The sequence below is a fragment of the Butyrivibrio sp. genome, assembly GCF_017635265.1.
Lineage (GTDB): Bacteria > Bacillota > Clostridia > Lachnospirales > Lachnospiraceae > Butyrivibrio.
In genome coordinates this window covers 22,621-39,067 of record NZ_JAGBLU010000018.1, presented here as the reverse complement: position 1 = coordinate 39,067, position 16,447 = coordinate 22,621, and the positions used below count along the sequence as shown (strand labels likewise).

Here is a 16,447-nt window from a genome sequence, read left to right as displayed (position 1 = left end):
GAAAGTGTTAAGGTGAAGAACAATGGCGGATTTTGGTATTAATGAAATGCTTGAAATGCAAAGAACATTACAGGAGAGATACAAAGACAAGTGGGAAGGTATTTCTCCGGAAGTTGGGAAGAGTAAGCTGTTGTGGATGATTGGTGAAGTTGGGGAAGTAATTGATATAGTAAAAAAGCATGGTCCAGAGGCTTCAAATGCAGACCACCCTGAGCGTGAGCATCTGATAGAAGAGCTTGCAGATGTCTTAATGTACTATAACGATGTGCTTCTTTGCTATGGAATAACTGCAGAGGAGTTAAAAGATACTTACACAAACAAGTTTCAAAAGAACATGAAGCGCTGGTGACGTAAATGTGATTTGGCTCTAAAATGGCTCTAAAAATTTCAAAAACCACTAAAAATGAAGCGAAACATGAGATATATGCGAATAGAAACCACGTAAAGTCAAGGCTTTCCAAATAGATATAAAGACCGTTAAGCCGTGAGGGTAGACGTACAGTTGGATCAGGTAAGGTTGCTACAATCGTTGAGTAATGTTCACGTTAGTAATGAGCTAAGCGATTAAAAAGCAAATAAAAAACAGCCCATTTCGTGCAAGCACGATGGGCTATTTATATTTGCTTTTTAGGCATTCAGCGAATACCGTGACCGAGATGGAGCGAAAGCGGAATCGAGGTTCGCTTAGTTCATGCCCCGCGCTAGCAAGCGAAATCTCTGATTTCGTTTCCGAGTTTTGACTCTGATTATATTCAGTATTTATGCGCTTTTGTAAAGGGCACTTCCGGTGCCAATATGGAGTTAGTAAATTTTATAGTTTTTTGATTGACTATCATGACTGGAATATGTATTATGATGGTAGAAGGAAACTTCTTGAGAAGCACACTCATAAAAATGCTTTATTTGCCTGTGAATCGGAATCCGCGATGGGAGGCGGTGAACGTGGAGGCTTATAAAGGTGGCAACTTACCATAACCCATCTAGCGATTTGCGAAAGAAAGTTGCAAAAAAGACTATGAAGCCTTGCAGCACCTTGTTGCGAGGCTTTTATTATGTAAAAGGTTACCTAATGGATTTAATATATCAGGCAGCTGCAAAGTACGTAGCATTACAACAGTATGAGTATGAATTTGTATTATCGCATCGAAGAAAAACAAGGAAGATAAAGCTATCCTTTTCTAATAAAGAGTTTTTTCATTTGGCAGGATTACAGCATTTGACAGATATTCAGATTCCCAGGAATAAGAATAAAACATTGGATTATATTCTGTTTTCTAGGGCTATTACAGATGAAACTATCGGAAAGAGTAAGTTCTTCAGAGAAAAAATACCTGAAGGCAATATAAAATCAAGAATCGAAGAATTGAGGTTTTTAGAGGAATATCTTGACACGGATAACATCATTAAGATCTTTTCAATTAAAAACCAAAGGTATTTATCTTCATTGATAGATGCAGATTATATAATTGAAAGTCAAATTTCCGCAGGGATTACAGTATATATATTCCTTAAGTGTATAAATGATGCAACAGGAGAATGCAGGCTGATATCCTTTTTCAAGAAAGAGAATATTGCTTATGGTGGAGATATACTGTATTGGATGATGAAGACTAAACACAATATTTTTGCAGATAAAAATATTATTTTGTATAAACACCCAAACTATTCTAAGGAGGAGTAAAAATGTCTAAGATTAGATCTGTTCAGGATTATAAGGACTTTCTTAAAGAAAACAGGGAACTTCTGCATAAAAAACGCTGTAAGAATCGAAGATCTTTCTCTGGATGATGATTGGATTCTTGATGATGAGTGGGATGTAATATATGAGCAAGAGGCTATAAAACATGTGAGAGTATAGATTTCAACTGACAGGTTTATTGTGACACTGTATATTAAAGTTGTAACAAATGACTTTGAGCATTTGTTGGCTGTGAAGTGTAAATCCCTACTGGCAGGGGGATACATGGAGTCTATGGGCGGGTTTAGTGTGACAACCGCGAGCCAGTTAGGCGCAAGCTGAAAAGATAACACTATATAATTAAAGCCTCGACGAGAGTCGGGGCTTTAATTATTAGATGGTTTATTTACAACAAATAAGAGACAAATGAATGTTGATAGAATCTTTAATATCGTTGTGTTAAGATTAAGGCATGTGTTCATGGGAAGGGCACATGTTTTCTTTTTTATAAAAAGTGTTGGGAGTTAAATCATTATAATATGCGTATCATTATTTGTGGTTTAAATGGAGCTGGTAAAAGTACTTTGGGGAGAGCATTGGCAGGGCAGCTTCATTATGAATTCAGAGATATCGAAGATTATTATTTCCCGAAGACAGATGATAAATATGAATACAGTGTTCAGAGGACAGAGGAAGAAGTAGCAGCGCTTTTATTAAAAGACCTGGAAGAAAATGAAGACGTTGTACTAGCTTCAGTTCGTGGTAATTATAGCGAGCAGATAGAAAAACTATTCGATCTGGCAGTATACATTGATATACCCAAAGAGATTAGAATGGCAAGGGTAAGAAAAAGGTCCAATGACAAATTTGGAAATCGTATGTTACCAGGAGGAGACCTTTACGAGAGTGAAGAACGTTTCTTTAAAATGGTTGAGGAGAGATCTGATGATCATGCAAAAGGCTGGCTGAAGGATTTAACATGTCCTGTAATTAGTATAGATGGAACTGTCGAAGTAGCTACTAATGTTGAAACACTTTTAAATGTTATTTCTTGATTAGTGAATGCAAGTCAAATAGTAAAGGTAAAAGCCAAATTATGAAGTGGATAGTTTATCAGAACTTCTGGAGGCACTATGAAAATAGCAGCTTATAAATTTGGAGTAACCGGGAACATAAAGGATAATTTAGAAATAATAAAACGAACTATAATTAGAGCTTGTGAGAAAGGTATTTGAAATATGCAATTGTTATATGCTACAGGTAATGAATCAAAAATATGCAATATGAGATACAGGCTCACGGGCTATGATGTAGAGATTATCACTCCTAAGGATTTGGGAATCCATATAGATGTCGATGAATCAGGCAGTACACCTATAGAGAATGCCAGATTGAAGGCAAAAGCTTATTATGAGAAAACAGGACTACCTACATTAGCAGCCGACTCAGGACTTTATGTGGATGACATTCCTTCTGATGCTCAGCCAGGACTATTTGTGCGAAGGGTAAATGGCAAAACGTTATCGGAAGATGAAATGATCACGCATTATAGCAATCTGGCTGCGAGATATGGCGGGAAGCTGAATGCACGCTATATTACCGGTTTGGTTCTGATGGTGGATGGGCAAGAATATACAGCAGAAATTCCGGATGATGATTTCATAATCACATGTGAACCCAATCCTAACAGGCAACATAGAGGTAATCCGCTTGATGTTGTAACGATTTGTCCAGCCAACAGCAAGTACTTTAATGACTGCTCATTAGATGAACTTTCAGTTCTTGCAGGTTCTTTTGATGAAAAGTGCATTAGATTTTTGCAAGAATCCAAAATAATTCCGGAAAAAATCATGTGGTGCTGTAGTTTATTCGATAATAGATGGTCACACAGAATACTTTTTAGTTGAGGAAACGTCTGGATTTTATAGTTTTCCGAAAGGCCATATTGAAATTGGTGAATCTGAGGAACAAACAGCAATTCGAGAGATTTTGGAAGAAACGGGACTTAATCTCAAATTGATATCAGGTTTTAGAAAAGTGAGTGAATATGTACCTGCCGAGAGACCAACCATAAAGAGGCAGGTTGTGTACTTTCTTGCAGAAAATAAAAATCAGGAGCCTAGGATTGTAAGGCCACAAGAAGTGAAAACTATCAAAAGATTGAAACTTGAAGATGCATTACATCTGTTGGAATATGAGAATCCAAGAAGAATATTGTTAGAAGCAGATGAATTTATAAACGGCTGAAAATGCCTATTTATGGGCATACACCATAATGGTGACAGGAATTTTTTCATAAAAACGTTAGTAAGGGATTGTATTATGAGCAATGTAATATTTCTTGATGTGGATGGAGTTCTTAATTCAAAGTTTTGGGATAACGAACATCAGAGGGAAATTAGTAATGGCAAATATATTGATTCTGAGGCTGTAAAGTTACTTGGAAGCCTTGTGAAAAGAACTAATGCTAAGATAATTCTTCATTCTGGTTGGAGATTTTGGTTTGATGAAACGATGAAACCATTAAGGACGGAAGCAGATTTTTTGGCTAACACAATGAAGGAAGCAGGCATTACGATTGCAGGAGTAACACCAGACTTAACTACGGAAGAGATAAGAAAGACCAAGAAGTTTAGCTTGGTTAAAGCTGATGAAATACTTTTGTGGTTAAAAGATAATCCTTCAGCGAATTGGGTAGTACTTGATGATCTTGAACTGCATAATAGTGAGATTGAAAAACATCAGGTAAAGACAGATGCTGAGGTTGGCCTTACTACAAAAGATGTTGAAAAAGCTATAACTATAATACTTGATGGGATAAAAAAGATGGAAATAGTTTATTATGAAACAATACCGGATTTAGATACTTATTTTGAACTTCGAAGATCTGTTGATTGGAATAATTTCTGTCCAGAACAGGTGCAGAAAGCCATAAATAAAAGTGCGTTTTTTATATTGGTAAAGGATGAAGATAAGCCTATAGCAATGGGAAGAGCAGTTGGAGATGGCATGTACTACACTATTGTGGACGTTGTAGTAAGACCTGAATATCAAGGAAAAAAGGTTGGCTCAACTATAATTAGTAAATTACTTGAGCTTATTCAAAAAGATGCGCCTGAAGGAGCGAGAATAAGTGTACAACTGCTGGCAGAAAAAGGAAAAGAAGAATTCTATGTAAAACAAGGCTTTAAGCTTTGCCCACACGAATTCTGTGGACCTGCGCTTAGAAAGGTAATATACACATAAGGCAGATAACTTACAGAGTTCCAATATCTTGTTGAGGGTGATAACTGGATGGTATCTGTTAAATGAGAGTAATGATAATTAGGCATGGAAAAGTACTTCATGATTGGAAAAAGTGGTGCACATCTGCTGAGTTTGATGAGCAGTGTGCGTTATATGACAAAGCTCCGATTGATAAGGCATCTGTAGATACAGTGAACGATGATATTCAAAAGATTTTTATTAGCGATTTGGACAGGACTCTACAAACTGCTGAAAAGATATTTGGAGAAGAGGATTTCAATAGGACAGCACTGCTAAATGAGGTTCCGCTTCATTCAGGATTTGATATAGCAATACGTTTGCCGTTGGGTGTTTGGAATTTTCTAGGAAGGCTGCAGTGGCTAATCGGAAATAAAAGACAACCTGAAGGCAGGAAGCAGACCTCTAAGAGAGCAGAGCAGTTTGTGAACATGATAATAGAGCGTAATGAGGATTGTGCTATAGTCACGCATGGTTTCTTTATGCACACTTTGATTAGAATAATGAAGAATGCTGGCTTCAAAGCAGATAAAGAGCGAGTGAACTATAGTAATGGAGAAGTGATTTTACTTACAAGAAACTATTAAGGGGAAAAGCAATGTCGGATTTTAGTATAAATGAAATGCTTGATATGCAAAGAGCATTACAGGAGAGATACAAAGACAAGTGGGAAGGTATTTCTCCGGAAGTTGGGAAGAATAAGTTGCTGTGGATGATTGGTGAAGTTGGGGAAGTAATTGATATAGTGAAGAAGTATGGCCTTGAAGCGTCTAATGCGGATAACCCTGAGCGTGAGCATCTGATAGAAGAGCTTGCAGATGTCCTAATGTACTATAACGATGTGCTTCTTTGCTATGGAATAACTGCAGAGGAGTTAAAAGATACTTACACAAACAAGTTTCAAAAGAACATGCAGCGTTGGTGATTAAAAGTGTACTAAGGATCCCTATCTGGAAATCAATAACGCACCGGTGCCAAAACGGTGCCATAAAACTCAGTGCTGTAAAGATACAAAAAAGCTTATAAACAGAAGTGTGACAGTTGTGATATTTGATAAGATACAAAAATGAGTATTTGTTGTATTATGTTGGTAAGAGGCATGATGCAATACAGATAAAGTTAAGGAGTAGCCTATGCAGGAAATAAAAGAAAAAAATGAATTAGATTATACCTGTGGAATTTCGGATGATGAATTAACTGAAAGATTTAAGGAATCCATACGCATAGACGAGGAGATAAGAAAAATTAAAGGGCTTCCTACGTCAGGTTATGATGCCGAAGCGAAACGAGCATATATACTCTACCCTGATGGGAGGAAAGAGTATGTCTGATGTAGAGAAGAATTTAAAGCCAGAGGTAATTGTTTTTGCTGGACCTAATGGCAGTGGAAAATCAACAATTACAAAAATGGCAAAAACAGTTGGCGTGTATATTAATGCAGATGATATCAAAAGATCTAGTTTGTGTAGCCTTTGTTAAACTAGGTGTTTGTGATATACTTTTTTACAACGAACGAAAACCTTCGAGGTTTTCAGCGGAAGCGGTGCCAGCATCAATTCCGTTCTTGAAGATTTACTAAGAACACTTCGGTGTTCTTTTGGATAATATGTTTTAAGATGAAGATCCGATTCGCAAGCAATAATGCGAATCGGATTTTAAACTATAGTCCAAATACAAGATCATCTCCATCCATTTCTGGAAGCCATTTTTTTAGATTTATAAAGCCAATTGGCGCCATTTTTTCTCTAAAAGTCATTAGTGTTATCCTCTGGAAAGCATGAGACTATCAGAAATTACTCTGTTCTAATACATACTTAAAACCTGCTTCATTTGGGTTAGTATAATACCCTTCTTCAATCTTGTTTATCTGATATCCGCATTTTTCAAAAAGGCCCTGCATTGCGGTATTACTTGCGCGTGTCTCTGCACAGATTTTATCTAAACCTGATTCTTTGTATTCCTTATAAGCATAGTCCATGAGTTTATGGCCAAGTCCCGTTCGTCTATAGTCAGGGTGCACCGCTACATTCATTATTTTAAGATAATTATGCTTGCCGCTACCAGCCCAGTTATAGGTAAATATGCTGCCAATGATTTTGGAACCATCCATGAGGCAATAATATGTTGCACGATCATCTTTCAATAAGTCTTTCCAATCGGACTCATTCCAATAATCTGTGGGGAAGCAAAGTCTATCAAATTCAAATATAGCATCATAGCTGTCAATTCTCAGTGTTTTCTCTATGATTTCTTTACAATGCATCTTAATACTCCTCCCTTATAGCACTGATTAGTATTATAGCAATTTTGTTTGTTACCGAAAACGTTTTGAGCATGTTGATAATAGGGATGAACCATATGATCTGGAGCTTTTTGCTTTTTTATTGACCATCATGATTGGAAGCTATTACAATATAAGGGTATGAAAAAAAGGAGAATCCAGATTCTATTTGGGGAAATGGAATCTGAACAGTGATTGATGTGAAAAATAAAGTAGCCTCGGCAATTCTTATTAGCATGCTTATTTTGTCTGCATGCTCTATTTCCAATTCAAAAGAAGCAGAACAGAATTCAGTAGCAGCTTCTTCAGAAGAGTCATTAGAGTCAGTTAGTCCAACTGATCAGACTCAGGAAGATGAATTCGATGCCCAGATGCCTGTACATTCTGGAATTTGGCAGGCTGCTGATTATGGTAGGACGAATTACTATTACGAGTTTTCTAAAGGATATACCGGCAGACGTCTTGGCGCAAATGCAGGAAATGTAGAAGCGTTTTCTTATGAAGTAAATGATGGCGATAATCTGGTAATACATTATGCAGACAGAGATGAATATGCCCATTATAGCTTTGGAGATGATGGGAAGCATCTTGTATTGACTTATCAGGATTATCAACAATCTCTTCAGTGGATGTCACATGGAACATTGGAGGACATGGGAGGTTTAGGCCTAACCTTTACAGCGGAAGATATAACTCCGTTTGGATGTACTCTGCGATACTCTCAGAGCGGCGGATATGTCACCGGAGAGATTACTGCGGATAATTCTTTTAATCTGATTGTTCATTCTGAAGATGATGACGAGTGGGGATATACAGATTATTTTGGTACAGAAGGGCAGACATTTACTATTGAAAAAGACTCATCAGGGGAAATCCAGATTGACTGGACAAGCAAGTTGGGAATGCTTATTCCGGGTGACTACGTTTTGTCTTTTCAAATACGTGATATCAGAAATGTTGGCGGAGACTGGGATTCTTTTGATTACAGAGTTTGGTTCTCAGTTCCCCAAAATGATGGAGAAAGAATAGACGGTATGGAGAATAAATCAGATCAGTTACTTAAGACTTTTTGGAGGGACATAGGTATGAACAATAAATCATTTGATTCGCATAGAATTGCGGAGGGGTACGCAAAAAGACCTTGGTTACATAAAGGTGTAATTGATAGATTTAGAAAAGATTGTGATTTGCCCGATGATTATATGTTCAGTAATGGACTTGATGTTGGTTGTGGCGCAGGGCTGTCAACTAAAGCGCTGAAGCTTATATGCAGGCATGTGACAGGTACAGATATTGCAGAATCAATGGTAGAGGTCTGTAATGAATTATATGGATCAGACGAAGCCTATAGTTTTTATACTGCTGGAGCAGAAGATACTTTCATACCTGATGAAAAGTATGATGTGGTATCAGCAGCAGGGATGGTCAATTGGGTTGATGAAAAGAGATTTATGGAAAATCTCATCAAAGTGACCAAAGATGAGTGTTTTATCATAATTTATGATTTCTGGATTACAGATAAAATGAAGAATGTTCCCGAATATACAAGTTGGTATCAGGATGAGTATTTGAAACGATTCCCTAAACCACCGCGTAAAGAGAATATTTGGACTGATGCAGACTTAATAAGTGGCCTGAAAATGTATAAGCAGATCAATTATGAACTTACTCATTCTTTTTGTTTGGATGAATTTATAGACTTTGTGATGATACAGTCAAATGTTAATGCCAGAATTGAAAGTGGTGATATGGCTGAATTACAGGTAAGAACTTGGATGAAAGATACTTTATTGCCGATTTTTAAAGATAAGGAGCAAGAGCTAATTTTTGATGGATATACTTGGTATATCAAAAGATAAGATTTGAGAGTTTTAGTGACAAAGTTTATTAAATGCAGCGAAAAATGAATATATGCGGACAGAAACCACGTAAAATCAAGGCTTTTCAGATTGCATGATTACTGAATTAAAAATCCGTAATTGACGATTTTGACAGCTGATGTTAGTATTAATCCGTAAATAACGATTTTTTAAGGGGTGATGATATGACAATAGGGCAGAAGATATTCTTTTTACTGGAAGAACGCAATATGACTCAGAAAGAGTTTTCTATTAGAACAGGTATTTCTACAACTACTATAAGTGATTGGAGGAAAAAGAACACAAATCCGGGTTCTGATAAGATTATGGCAATTTGTGCTGCTCTTGGTGTTACCCCTGAATATCTTCTATCTGGGGTCACCGAAGACAGTGATAGAGGAAGGAATGTTGAGTATATGGTTATTCCAAAAGGAACAGAAGAGAGAGAGCTGATAGAACTGTTTAGCAGCATGGATTGGCTTGAAAGAGAGCATCTTCTTGAGTATGCACGTCGTGCAATAGAAAAGAAAACAGAGTCTGGTTATACTGACAGAACTGAAAATAAGTCCATGGTAAAGATTGCGGAATTTTGCGATATTGAAGTTTTCATGGATTCGGAATTTTATGGTGATCCGTTTGTAGACATTAATTACTTAGATGATAATGTTCAGGGGAGTTTACAGCTTCAGGAAGGGAGAATTTTGGGGGATTTTTCTAAATATGTTATTCCTGTTATAACAGCATGGTATGAGGAGCATAAGAACATGCTGATAAAAATGTGGACAGATCATAAAATTGAAATGCTGCCTGCTTGGGAGTGAGTTTTTTATGGCTTGCATTGTAATAAAGAGACTTTTAGGGTATGAGCTTTGCATATTAGAAAAGGAAGGGACATTATTCTATTCAGATCCAATTGTGGTAATTCGAAAGGAAGGCTTCACAGAAATTTACAATCTTCAGAAACATGCTCACGAAACTGGAGATATGATCAGTAAGAAGATTGCAAGACAGATTATTTATGAATTTATAGAGGATAATCAAGATATTTTTTATCAGTAAAAAAGCAAGAATAAATTGGGCGGCGGACGCTGATTTTGGAGGAACGTACTTAAAAGCCATTACAGAAAGGTGACTTATTGGAGTAACCGGGAGAAAAGTGCTATGAGCAAGGGGAAAAAGTGGATAATAATATCGTCAGTGCTGATGGGAATACTGTGCGCATTGACGATTCTTTTTGTGATATTAAAGCAGGGAGAGACTGATATTAGGAAACTTCATAGATGGTGCAATGATGCAGGAATGTGGCTGGTTGTCATATGGCAGATTGTGCTCGTTATCATCTGTACTATCATTTGGATCAAAGTGTTAAAAGACGTAGCAAATCCCGGGAAGGCCATTCTGCGGTGCGCCAGCCTTGGGGTCACATGTCTTGCAATTATTTTTTTAGCGGGAAGTTGGTTAAATCTGGTCTTTGATTACAACTATGGAAATGTGGTGCTTCAAAAAAGCAACCTGTACCTGATAAAAACTGAAGATGACTACGGCGGATGTGACTATTCTGTATGGTCAAAGAGTAGCTTTTTTTACAGAAGGCTTGAACACGATATCGGAAATTCAGCGGACTCTGTAGCAGAAGGAATATTCTATTCGTATGTTAATGGATTTAAAGACAATACAGGAGTGGATATAGGGACTACTTCTGAAGACAGTTCAAGTGAGCTCTCTGAGCAGATGAAAAAAGAGTATCAGCACTTAAATGATTTCATTGCAGTCACAGAAGATACTTTCCCTGAAAGGTTTCAAAGAGGCCTTTACTGGGAAGAAAAAGTATGCACCGAAAACAGCATCGGAAGAGTTCAGGTTCCAATTATTGATGAAAATGGGATGCAGGATCTGACCTGGTTTTGCGAGAATATCTGCGGATGGCTGGAGTCCTGCCTTGAAGAAGTTCCCTATGAAGACGCACCTTGGCTCTACAAAGAGGTTGTTTTTGCTATGCCATCCATTTCTGATTCTTTTGATCCATCACCCTATTTAAGTGGTGGGTACGATCATGATCCTTTGTACGAAGCTATATATGATTTTGTAGATAAAAAGCTGACATCGGCAGATTATCCCAAGGGTAAAGCTTATGGAAAGCTAGAGTTTGTGAATGATGGGAGTGACGAATTTTTTCCATCTGTAGAACCTGAGTGCTCTTATACAACAAAGGTTGGGGTGACATACGGTATGCTTCTTGTGGACAGGGCAGGCGGCAGCAGCTATTACTCGCTGGTTGCTTACCAAAAGGGAGAAAAAACTCCGGTTATGGTAAATCGTGATCCCTACAATGGCTGCGGTGGTCAGGCGGAATGGATAACATTTATCGATGATTCGAACCTTGGATTTTCCTGTCTGTCTTATAACGGCGGTGATGATGCGCTTCTTTACAGAACTGAAGACGGAGGAAAGTCTTTTACCCAGATAAATTATCCCTCTGCAAAGGTCAAACTTTCGGATGGAACAATTTATAATCCTTTTGTAATCCCGGAAAAGATCTGGTTAGAAGAAGGAAGTTTATATATGCTTGCAGGTCAGAGCCCATGGTCAGGGGATTATTATAGCGAAGAACTTGGCAAACACCCGTCAGGACTGTATGTGTCACATGACGATGGCATGAGCTTTGAATATGTCGGTGAACAGTAAAAGACGACTTTTTGATAAAGAGAGTGTTGACAAAAAGAATATTAATGATATCATAATGATATCAAAACAATTCGATTTAATAGTGCGACGGAGGTATAGACATGAACGAGGATATAAAGGAAAAGGTAATAAGCGGACATAAGAATGGAATAACAGTAATGATTCTTGCAATAGTGCTGTATGTAATAGCTACTGTTGGTGTGATCGTAAGTGCAAATGAAAACAATGCTTTATTCATTGTTTCAATTCTTTATCTGTGCATCGGATGGATTCTGTTCTTGGGACTTAAGGTTCTTAAGCCGGGAGAAGCTCTTGTGCTTACACTTTTTGGCAAATACGTAGGAACACTTAAAGGTGACGGATTTTTCTTCGTTAATCCTTTCTGCACAGCCTTTAATCCGGCTGCAGACACCAGACTTGGGCAGAGTGGAGACATATCTGATAACAAGAAAAACGGTCTTTCAGGAATTGTGGTAAGCTCGGGACAAATTGGAGCAACAGGCGAGCTTAAGGCAGGTTCCGGTAAAAAGATATCACTTAAAGTTATGACCTTAAGTAATTCCAGACAGAAGGTTAACGATGTTCTGGGTAATCCTGTAGAAATAGCGGTTGCAGTTATGTGGAAGGTGACAGACACAGCCAAGGCTGTATTTGCGGTAGACAATTACAAGGAATACTTATCTCTTCAGTGCGATTCTGCAGTAAGGAATGTTGTTAAGCTTTATCCTTATGACATCACGGAAAACGTTGATACAACAGGTGATGGTCAGGCTGATGATGGAAGTCTTCGCGGTTCTACTGAAGTTGTTGCGGGCAGAATCAGGGAGGAAATACAGAAAAAGGTTGAAGGAGCCGGACTTGAGATAGTAGATGCCAGAATCACATATCTTGCGTATGCTCCGGAAATTGCAGCTGCAATGCTTCAGAGGCAGCAGGCTTCAGCAGTAGTTGATGCGAGAAAACTGATTGTCGATGGTGCAGTAGGAATGGTCGAAATGGCTCTTGAAAGACTTGGCGAAAAAGAGATTGTCAATTTGGATGAGGAGCGCAAGGCAGCGATGGTTTCAAACCTCCTCGTGGTATTGTGCGGAAATCACGATGCTCAGCCTATAGTTAACTCAGGAAGTTTATACTAAAGTATGGCAGAAAAAAAGCAGGTTCCGTTAAGACTTAATGCGAAGTTATATGATGCAATAGCTGCCTGGGCAGAGGATGACTTCCGATCGATTAACGGACAAATAGAATATCTTTTAACTGAATGTGTTAAACAGCGTAAAAAAGATGGCAAGTACGTTTCCCAGAATCTGGACGAGCCGCCTGAGCTGGATATAAAATAACGCATTGTTATGTGAAAAGGAGTCGCATGGATTATGAAGCCTTGCAGCATTTTGCTGCAGGGCTTTTTGTCGCTATCATACAGATAACATTAGACGACAAAAAAAATACAACTTGCGACATAATTTGTTAGTGTAATTTTGTTTCATGCTAATCTATAATCACAGAAACAAAAGTGTAATTGTATTGGGAGAAGAGCAATGAGTAATCCTATCTACAATAATGAGGGGCTCAGAGTTGTAAAAGAAGACTACTGCTGCGAACATTGGGAGCCGGATGACGGGGTATTGGTACCCATGAGGGAATGTTGGTGCTGCAAGTGGTCTAACTTTAGGAATGATGGGAAAAATACTGAAGTAGAAAATTTAAGTGTCTGCAATTATGAGGGAAATGTGGAGACAGTGATCAGTAGTTGAGGTGAAATCATGAACGAGGGGAAAATGATTAGATTAGATGTTCAGATGTTCGGTGGGCTTGCGATTTCTTATGAGGGAAGAAACGTATCCGTAGGTAAAAACAAGGGAGCTAAATATATTCAGCTTCTTGAACTTGTGTGGCTTGCAGGTGATAACGGCATCACCAAAGAGCGGCTTATTGGCACACTTTATGAGAGAGAGGAACAGTCTAATCTCAATAACAGCTTTAACAATTTGATTTATCAGATGCACAAGCAGTTGGGGCGGTCATCTCTTCCTGATTATGAATATATAGTAAATAAGGACGGCATTTTCTATGTTGATGAAAATGTTGAAGTTATCACAGATGCCGGAAGTTTTGAAACAGCTGTTAAAAATGCAAGACAGTGCGGAGATACTCCGGAGGGAGTTCTTTTCTACAAGCAGGCAGTTGAACTGTATAGAGCTGAGCTTCTTCCTGAACTTTCTACACAGGAATGGGTTATCATTAAGAGTGTTCAGCTTCAGAAAATGTATGCAGAGTGCGTAGTTGCACTTGGCAATTACTATGAAAAGAAAAAAGACTATGAAGCAATGTATCGAGTATATAAAAAGGCTGCTCAGCTATATCCCGATGATGAGTGGCAGGTTGGCGAGATAAATGCGCTCATAGGTATGGAAGCATATGATGATGCATATTCCATTTACGATGAGACTGTCAGGTATTATACTGATGAACTGGGAATAACACCCAGTAATGACCTGATGGAATGCTACGAGAAAATGAGTCGACAGATAACTAATACACCAGGGAAAATACTAAAAATAAGAGACGACATTGTAGAAAGACGTGATAGTGCTAATTCAGAAGAAGGAAGAGCATATGATTGCTCATACCCAAGCTTCATTGATGCATATCATATACTTAGCCGCAACATGGAAAGAAGCGGACAGTCAGTATACATGATGCTTTTGACAATTGTTGATTACGAGGGAAAACAGATTTCAAATCAGACCAAGCTGGAGGCCAAGGGAAAACTCTTACAGAAAGCGGTAGCTTTGACTTTAAGACAGGGTGACACGTATTGTAAGTATTCGGCATCGCAGTTTTTACTTCTTCTTGTGGGAACCAGTAAGGAGAGCTGTAAAATAGTTTATAGAAGAGTGTTAAATAAATATAAGGTTTTGGCCGGACCAAGAGCGGAATTGGAGTATAGCGTTGTATCACTTGCTGATCTTCCAAAAGATCTGGCTCAGGCAAAATAAACTTATAGAATTTTAAGTGGGGATAGTGGTTTTTTATGAGAATTCCGCGAGAGTGATTTACACTTTCGCGGAATTTTGGGTTTATTTAAAATTTAATATTTAGTTCACAGAACGTTTAAGGTATATTGGTATACTGTATTTGAAGTATTAAGCGAAAGGAAGTGAAGTCTATGGCAGTTAAGAGATTAGACTATTCAAAGATAGATTTTGCTAAACTTGCCGGAAAATCTGATAAAGTTAACACCGACATAATGACACAAAGTGATGTTGAAAACTTACTTAAAATGAAGGATCAGGTTAAAGAGTTTCAGATTCTTATGATGAAGTATGATTGTGCATTATCTGAAGTCAGGACAAAGCTGGATGTCCTTAACAAAGAGCTTTCACTCATCAACAATCGAAATCCTTTTGAATCAATAAAAATGAGAATCAAAACACCAATTAGCATATATAATAAGTTAAACCGCAAGGGTGTTGATTTTACTATTGAGAATATTAACAAGAATCTTTCAGATGTAGCTGGAATACGAGTTATATGTTCATTTATTGATGATATTTATATGCTTGCGGATTGTCTTGCCAAGCAGGATGATATTACTGTTATCCAGAGAAAAGATTACATTGAGACGCCCAAGCAAAGTGGTTACAGAAGCCTTCATCTTATTATTAAGGTACCCATTTTCCTCACAACAGAAAAAGAGTATATGAAGGTGGAAGTTCAGTTCAGAACAATAGCAATGGATTTCTGGGCAAGTCTTGAACACAAGATGAAGTATAAAAAGAACATTGAAAATCAGGAAGTAATATCAGACGATCTTAAGTTTAGTGCAGACCTTATCAATCAGCTGGATCTTAGAATGCAGCAGATAAGAGTAAAAATTGATGAAGATGAGTAAAATAACAGACCTGAAAGCCAAGGGCTTTCAGGTCTGATTTAATTTCAGGCTTTTTCAGGTTCAGGATAAGATACGCCAAAAGTCTCTACAGTTACTGTTTTCATAACCTGATCGTTTACAGGTCTGTCATTCCAGTCAGTGTCTGTTTCGGCGATTTTGTTAACAACGTCCATTCCCTCTATAACTTTACCGAATGCTGCATAATCTCCGTCAAGATGAGGAGAAGTTTTGTGCATGATAAAGAACTGAGAACCTGCTGAATTGGGCATCATTGATCTTGCCATTGAAAGAACACCTTCTGTGTGCTTTAAGTCATTTTTGAAACCGTTTGATGAAAACTCACCCTTTATGCCATATCCGGGGCCGCCCATTCCTGTGCCTTCCGGGTCACCACCCTGAAGCATGAAGCCGCGGATTACTCTGTGGAAAATAAGTCCGTCATAGAAATTTTTGCTCACAAGTGAGATGAAGTTATTTACTGTATTAGGCGCGATTTCAGGATAAAGCTCTGCCTTAATCACGTCACCGTTTTCCATTGTGATTGTAACAATAGGATTCTGTGCCATTTTTATGTCTCCCTTTTTTATTATTCATTACACTAGTATATCATATAGTGACGGAATCTATAATAAATCTATGAAAACTATGAAATAATTCATAATCTGAACTTCCGATATTTTATTAGTGATATAATTTAACTGTATATCGCTCATAATGCTTCTAAAAAGGATGACTTCTTGAACTAAATTTCAGAAATCCGCTTAAACTGCGGATTTCGTAAGAATATG

At 37.8% G+C, this 16,447-nt stretch carries 21 protein-coding genes; 19 read left to right on the top strand and 2 right to left on the bottom strand.

Annotation, left to right across the window (positions count from 1 at the left end):
* The first annotated feature begins 22 nt into the window (after window positions 1-22).
* The 10 genes from J6O61_RS02550 to J6O61_RS02505 all read left to right on the top strand — a co-directional run bounded on the left by J6O61_RS02550 (window position 23) and on the right by J6O61_RS02505 (window position 6,421).
* On the top strand, window positions 23-349 hold the full coding sequence (locus J6O61_RS02550) for a MazG nucleotide pyrophosphohydrolase domain-containing protein (protein WP_292209198.1): 327 nt from the start codon (window positions 23-25) through the stop codon (window positions 347-349).
* Between the two features lie 609 nt (window positions 350-958).
* On the top strand, window positions 959-1,681 hold the full coding sequence (locus J6O61_RS02545) for a PBECR4 domain-containing protein (RefSeq protein WP_292209195.1): 723 nt from the start codon (window positions 959-961) through the stop codon (window positions 1,679-1,681).
* Window positions 1,682-2,217: 536 nt separating this feature from the next.
* Window positions 2,218-2,733 (top strand): AAA family ATPase, encoded by a 516-nt coding sequence (locus J6O61_RS02540; protein ID WP_292209193.1) that lies wholly within the window; start codon window positions 2,218-2,220, stop codon window positions 2,731-2,733.
* Window positions 2,734-2,916: 183 nt separating this feature from the next.
* Entirely contained in the window at window positions 2,917-3,585 is a 669-nt protein-coding gene (locus tag J6O61_RS02535; protein WP_292209191.1) for a non-canonical purine NTP pyrophosphatase, read from the top strand.
* On the top strand, window positions 3,551-3,925 hold the full coding sequence (locus tag J6O61_RS02530) for an NUDIX domain-containing protein (protein WP_330613711.1): 375 nt from the start codon (window positions 3,551-3,553) through the stop codon (window positions 3,923-3,925). Before J6O61_RS02535 ends, J6O61_RS02530 begins: the two co-directional genes overlap by 35 nt.
* A 75-nt stretch (window positions 3,926-4,000) precedes the next feature.
* Window positions 4,001-4,924 (top strand): GNAT family N-acetyltransferase, encoded by a 924-nt coding sequence (locus J6O61_RS02525; protein ID WP_292209187.1) that lies wholly within the window; start codon window positions 4,001-4,003, stop codon window positions 4,922-4,924.
* Window positions 4,925-4,986: 62 nt separating this feature from the next.
* Complete coding sequence (locus J6O61_RS02520) at window positions 4,987-5,529, top strand: phosphoglycerate mutase family protein (RefSeq protein WP_292209184.1); 543 nt, start codon at window positions 4,987-4,989, stop codon at window positions 5,527-5,529.
* An 11-nt stretch (window positions 5,530-5,540) separates the two neighbouring features.
* Window positions 5,541-5,867, top strand: coding sequence for a MazG nucleotide pyrophosphohydrolase domain-containing protein (locus tag J6O61_RS02515; RefSeq protein WP_292209182.1), 327 nt, complete (start codon window positions 5,541-5,543; stop codon window positions 5,865-5,867).
* 208 nt (window positions 5,868-6,075) lie between these two features.
* Window positions 6,076-6,273 (top strand): hypothetical protein, encoded by a 198-nt coding sequence (locus J6O61_RS02510; RefSeq protein ID WP_242834395.1) that lies wholly within the window; start codon window positions 6,076-6,078, stop codon window positions 6,271-6,273.
* Window positions 6,266-6,421, top strand: a complete 156-nt coding sequence (locus J6O61_RS02505) for a hypothetical protein (RefSeq protein ID WP_292209179.1) — start codon at window positions 6,266-6,268, stop codon at window positions 6,419-6,421. The genes J6O61_RS02510 and J6O61_RS02505 overlap by 8 nt, the downstream gene beginning before the upstream one ends.
* Window positions 6,422-6,728: 307 nt before the next feature.
* Here J6O61_RS02505 and J6O61_RS02500 read toward each other — a convergent pair whose 3' ends face one another.
* The gene (locus J6O61_RS02500; protein WP_292209176.1) at window positions 6,729-7,205 is read right to left on the bottom strand and encodes a GNAT family N-acetyltransferase; all 477 of its coding nucleotides are present in this window, start codon (window positions 7,203-7,205) and stop codon (window positions 6,729-6,731) included.
* 218 nt (window positions 7,206-7,423) lie between these two features.
* Here J6O61_RS02500 and J6O61_RS02495 point away from each other — a divergent pair, with 218 nt between their 5' ends.
* The 9 genes from J6O61_RS02495 to J6O61_RS02455 all read left to right on the top strand — a co-directional run bounded on the left by J6O61_RS02495 (window position 7,424) and on the right by J6O61_RS02455 (window position 15,659).
* Entirely contained in the window at window positions 7,424-9,082 is a 1,659-nt protein-coding gene (locus J6O61_RS02495; protein ID WP_292209173.1) for a class I SAM-dependent methyltransferase, read from the top strand.
* 185 nt (window positions 9,083-9,267) lie between these two features.
* Window positions 9,268-9,903 (top strand): helix-turn-helix domain-containing protein, encoded by a 636-nt coding sequence (locus J6O61_RS02490; RefSeq protein ID WP_292209171.1) that lies wholly within the window; start codon window positions 9,268-9,270, stop codon window positions 9,901-9,903.
* Between the two features lie 7 nt (window positions 9,904-9,910).
* Entirely contained in the window at window positions 9,911-10,141 is a 231-nt protein-coding gene (locus tag J6O61_RS02485) for a hypothetical protein (protein WP_292209168.1), read from the top strand.
* 102 nt (window positions 10,142-10,243) lie between these two features.
* Window positions 10,244-11,767 carry a hypothetical protein gene (locus tag J6O61_RS02480; RefSeq protein WP_292209165.1) on the top strand — a complete coding sequence of 508 codons (1,524 nt, stop codon included), beginning with the start codon at window positions 10,244-10,246 and terminating at the stop codon, window positions 11,765-11,767.
* 113 nt (window positions 11,768-11,880) lie between these two features.
* Window positions 11,881-12,903: an SPFH domain-containing protein gene (locus J6O61_RS02475; protein ID WP_292209200.1), complete on the top strand. Its 1,023-nt coding sequence runs from the start codon at window positions 11,881-11,883 to the stop codon at window positions 12,901-12,903.
* Window positions 12,904-12,906: 3 nt separating this feature from the next.
* Complete coding sequence (locus tag J6O61_RS02470) at window positions 12,907-13,104, top strand: PTS ascorbate transporter subunit IIC (RefSeq protein ID WP_026507580.1); 198 nt, start codon at window positions 12,907-12,909, stop codon at window positions 13,102-13,104.
* Between the two features lie 198 nt (window positions 13,105-13,302).
* Window positions 13,303-13,518, top strand: coding sequence for a hypothetical protein (locus J6O61_RS02465; protein ID WP_292209163.1), 216 nt, complete (start codon window positions 13,303-13,305; stop codon window positions 13,516-13,518).
* Window positions 13,519-13,542: 24 nt separating this feature from the next.
* Entirely contained in the window at window positions 13,543-14,763 is a 1,221-nt protein-coding gene (locus tag J6O61_RS02460) for a bacterial transcriptional activator domain-containing protein (protein ID WP_292209160.1), read from the top strand.
* Window positions 14,764-14,933: 170 nt separating this feature from the next.
* Window positions 14,934-15,659 carry a GTP pyrophosphokinase gene (locus J6O61_RS02455; RefSeq protein ID WP_292209158.1) on the top strand — a complete coding sequence of 242 codons (726 nt, stop codon included), beginning with the start codon at window positions 14,934-14,936 and terminating at the stop codon, window positions 15,657-15,659.
* A 44-nt stretch (window positions 15,660-15,703) separates the two neighbouring features.
* On the opposite strand, the gene J6O61_RS02450 is transcribed toward J6O61_RS02455, so the two are convergent.
* The gene (locus J6O61_RS02450) at window positions 15,704-16,225 is read right to left on the bottom strand and encodes a peptidylprolyl isomerase (protein WP_292209155.1); all 522 of its coding nucleotides are present in this window, start codon (window positions 16,223-16,225) and stop codon (window positions 15,704-15,706) included.
* Window positions 16,226-16,447 lie beyond the last annotated feature (222 nt).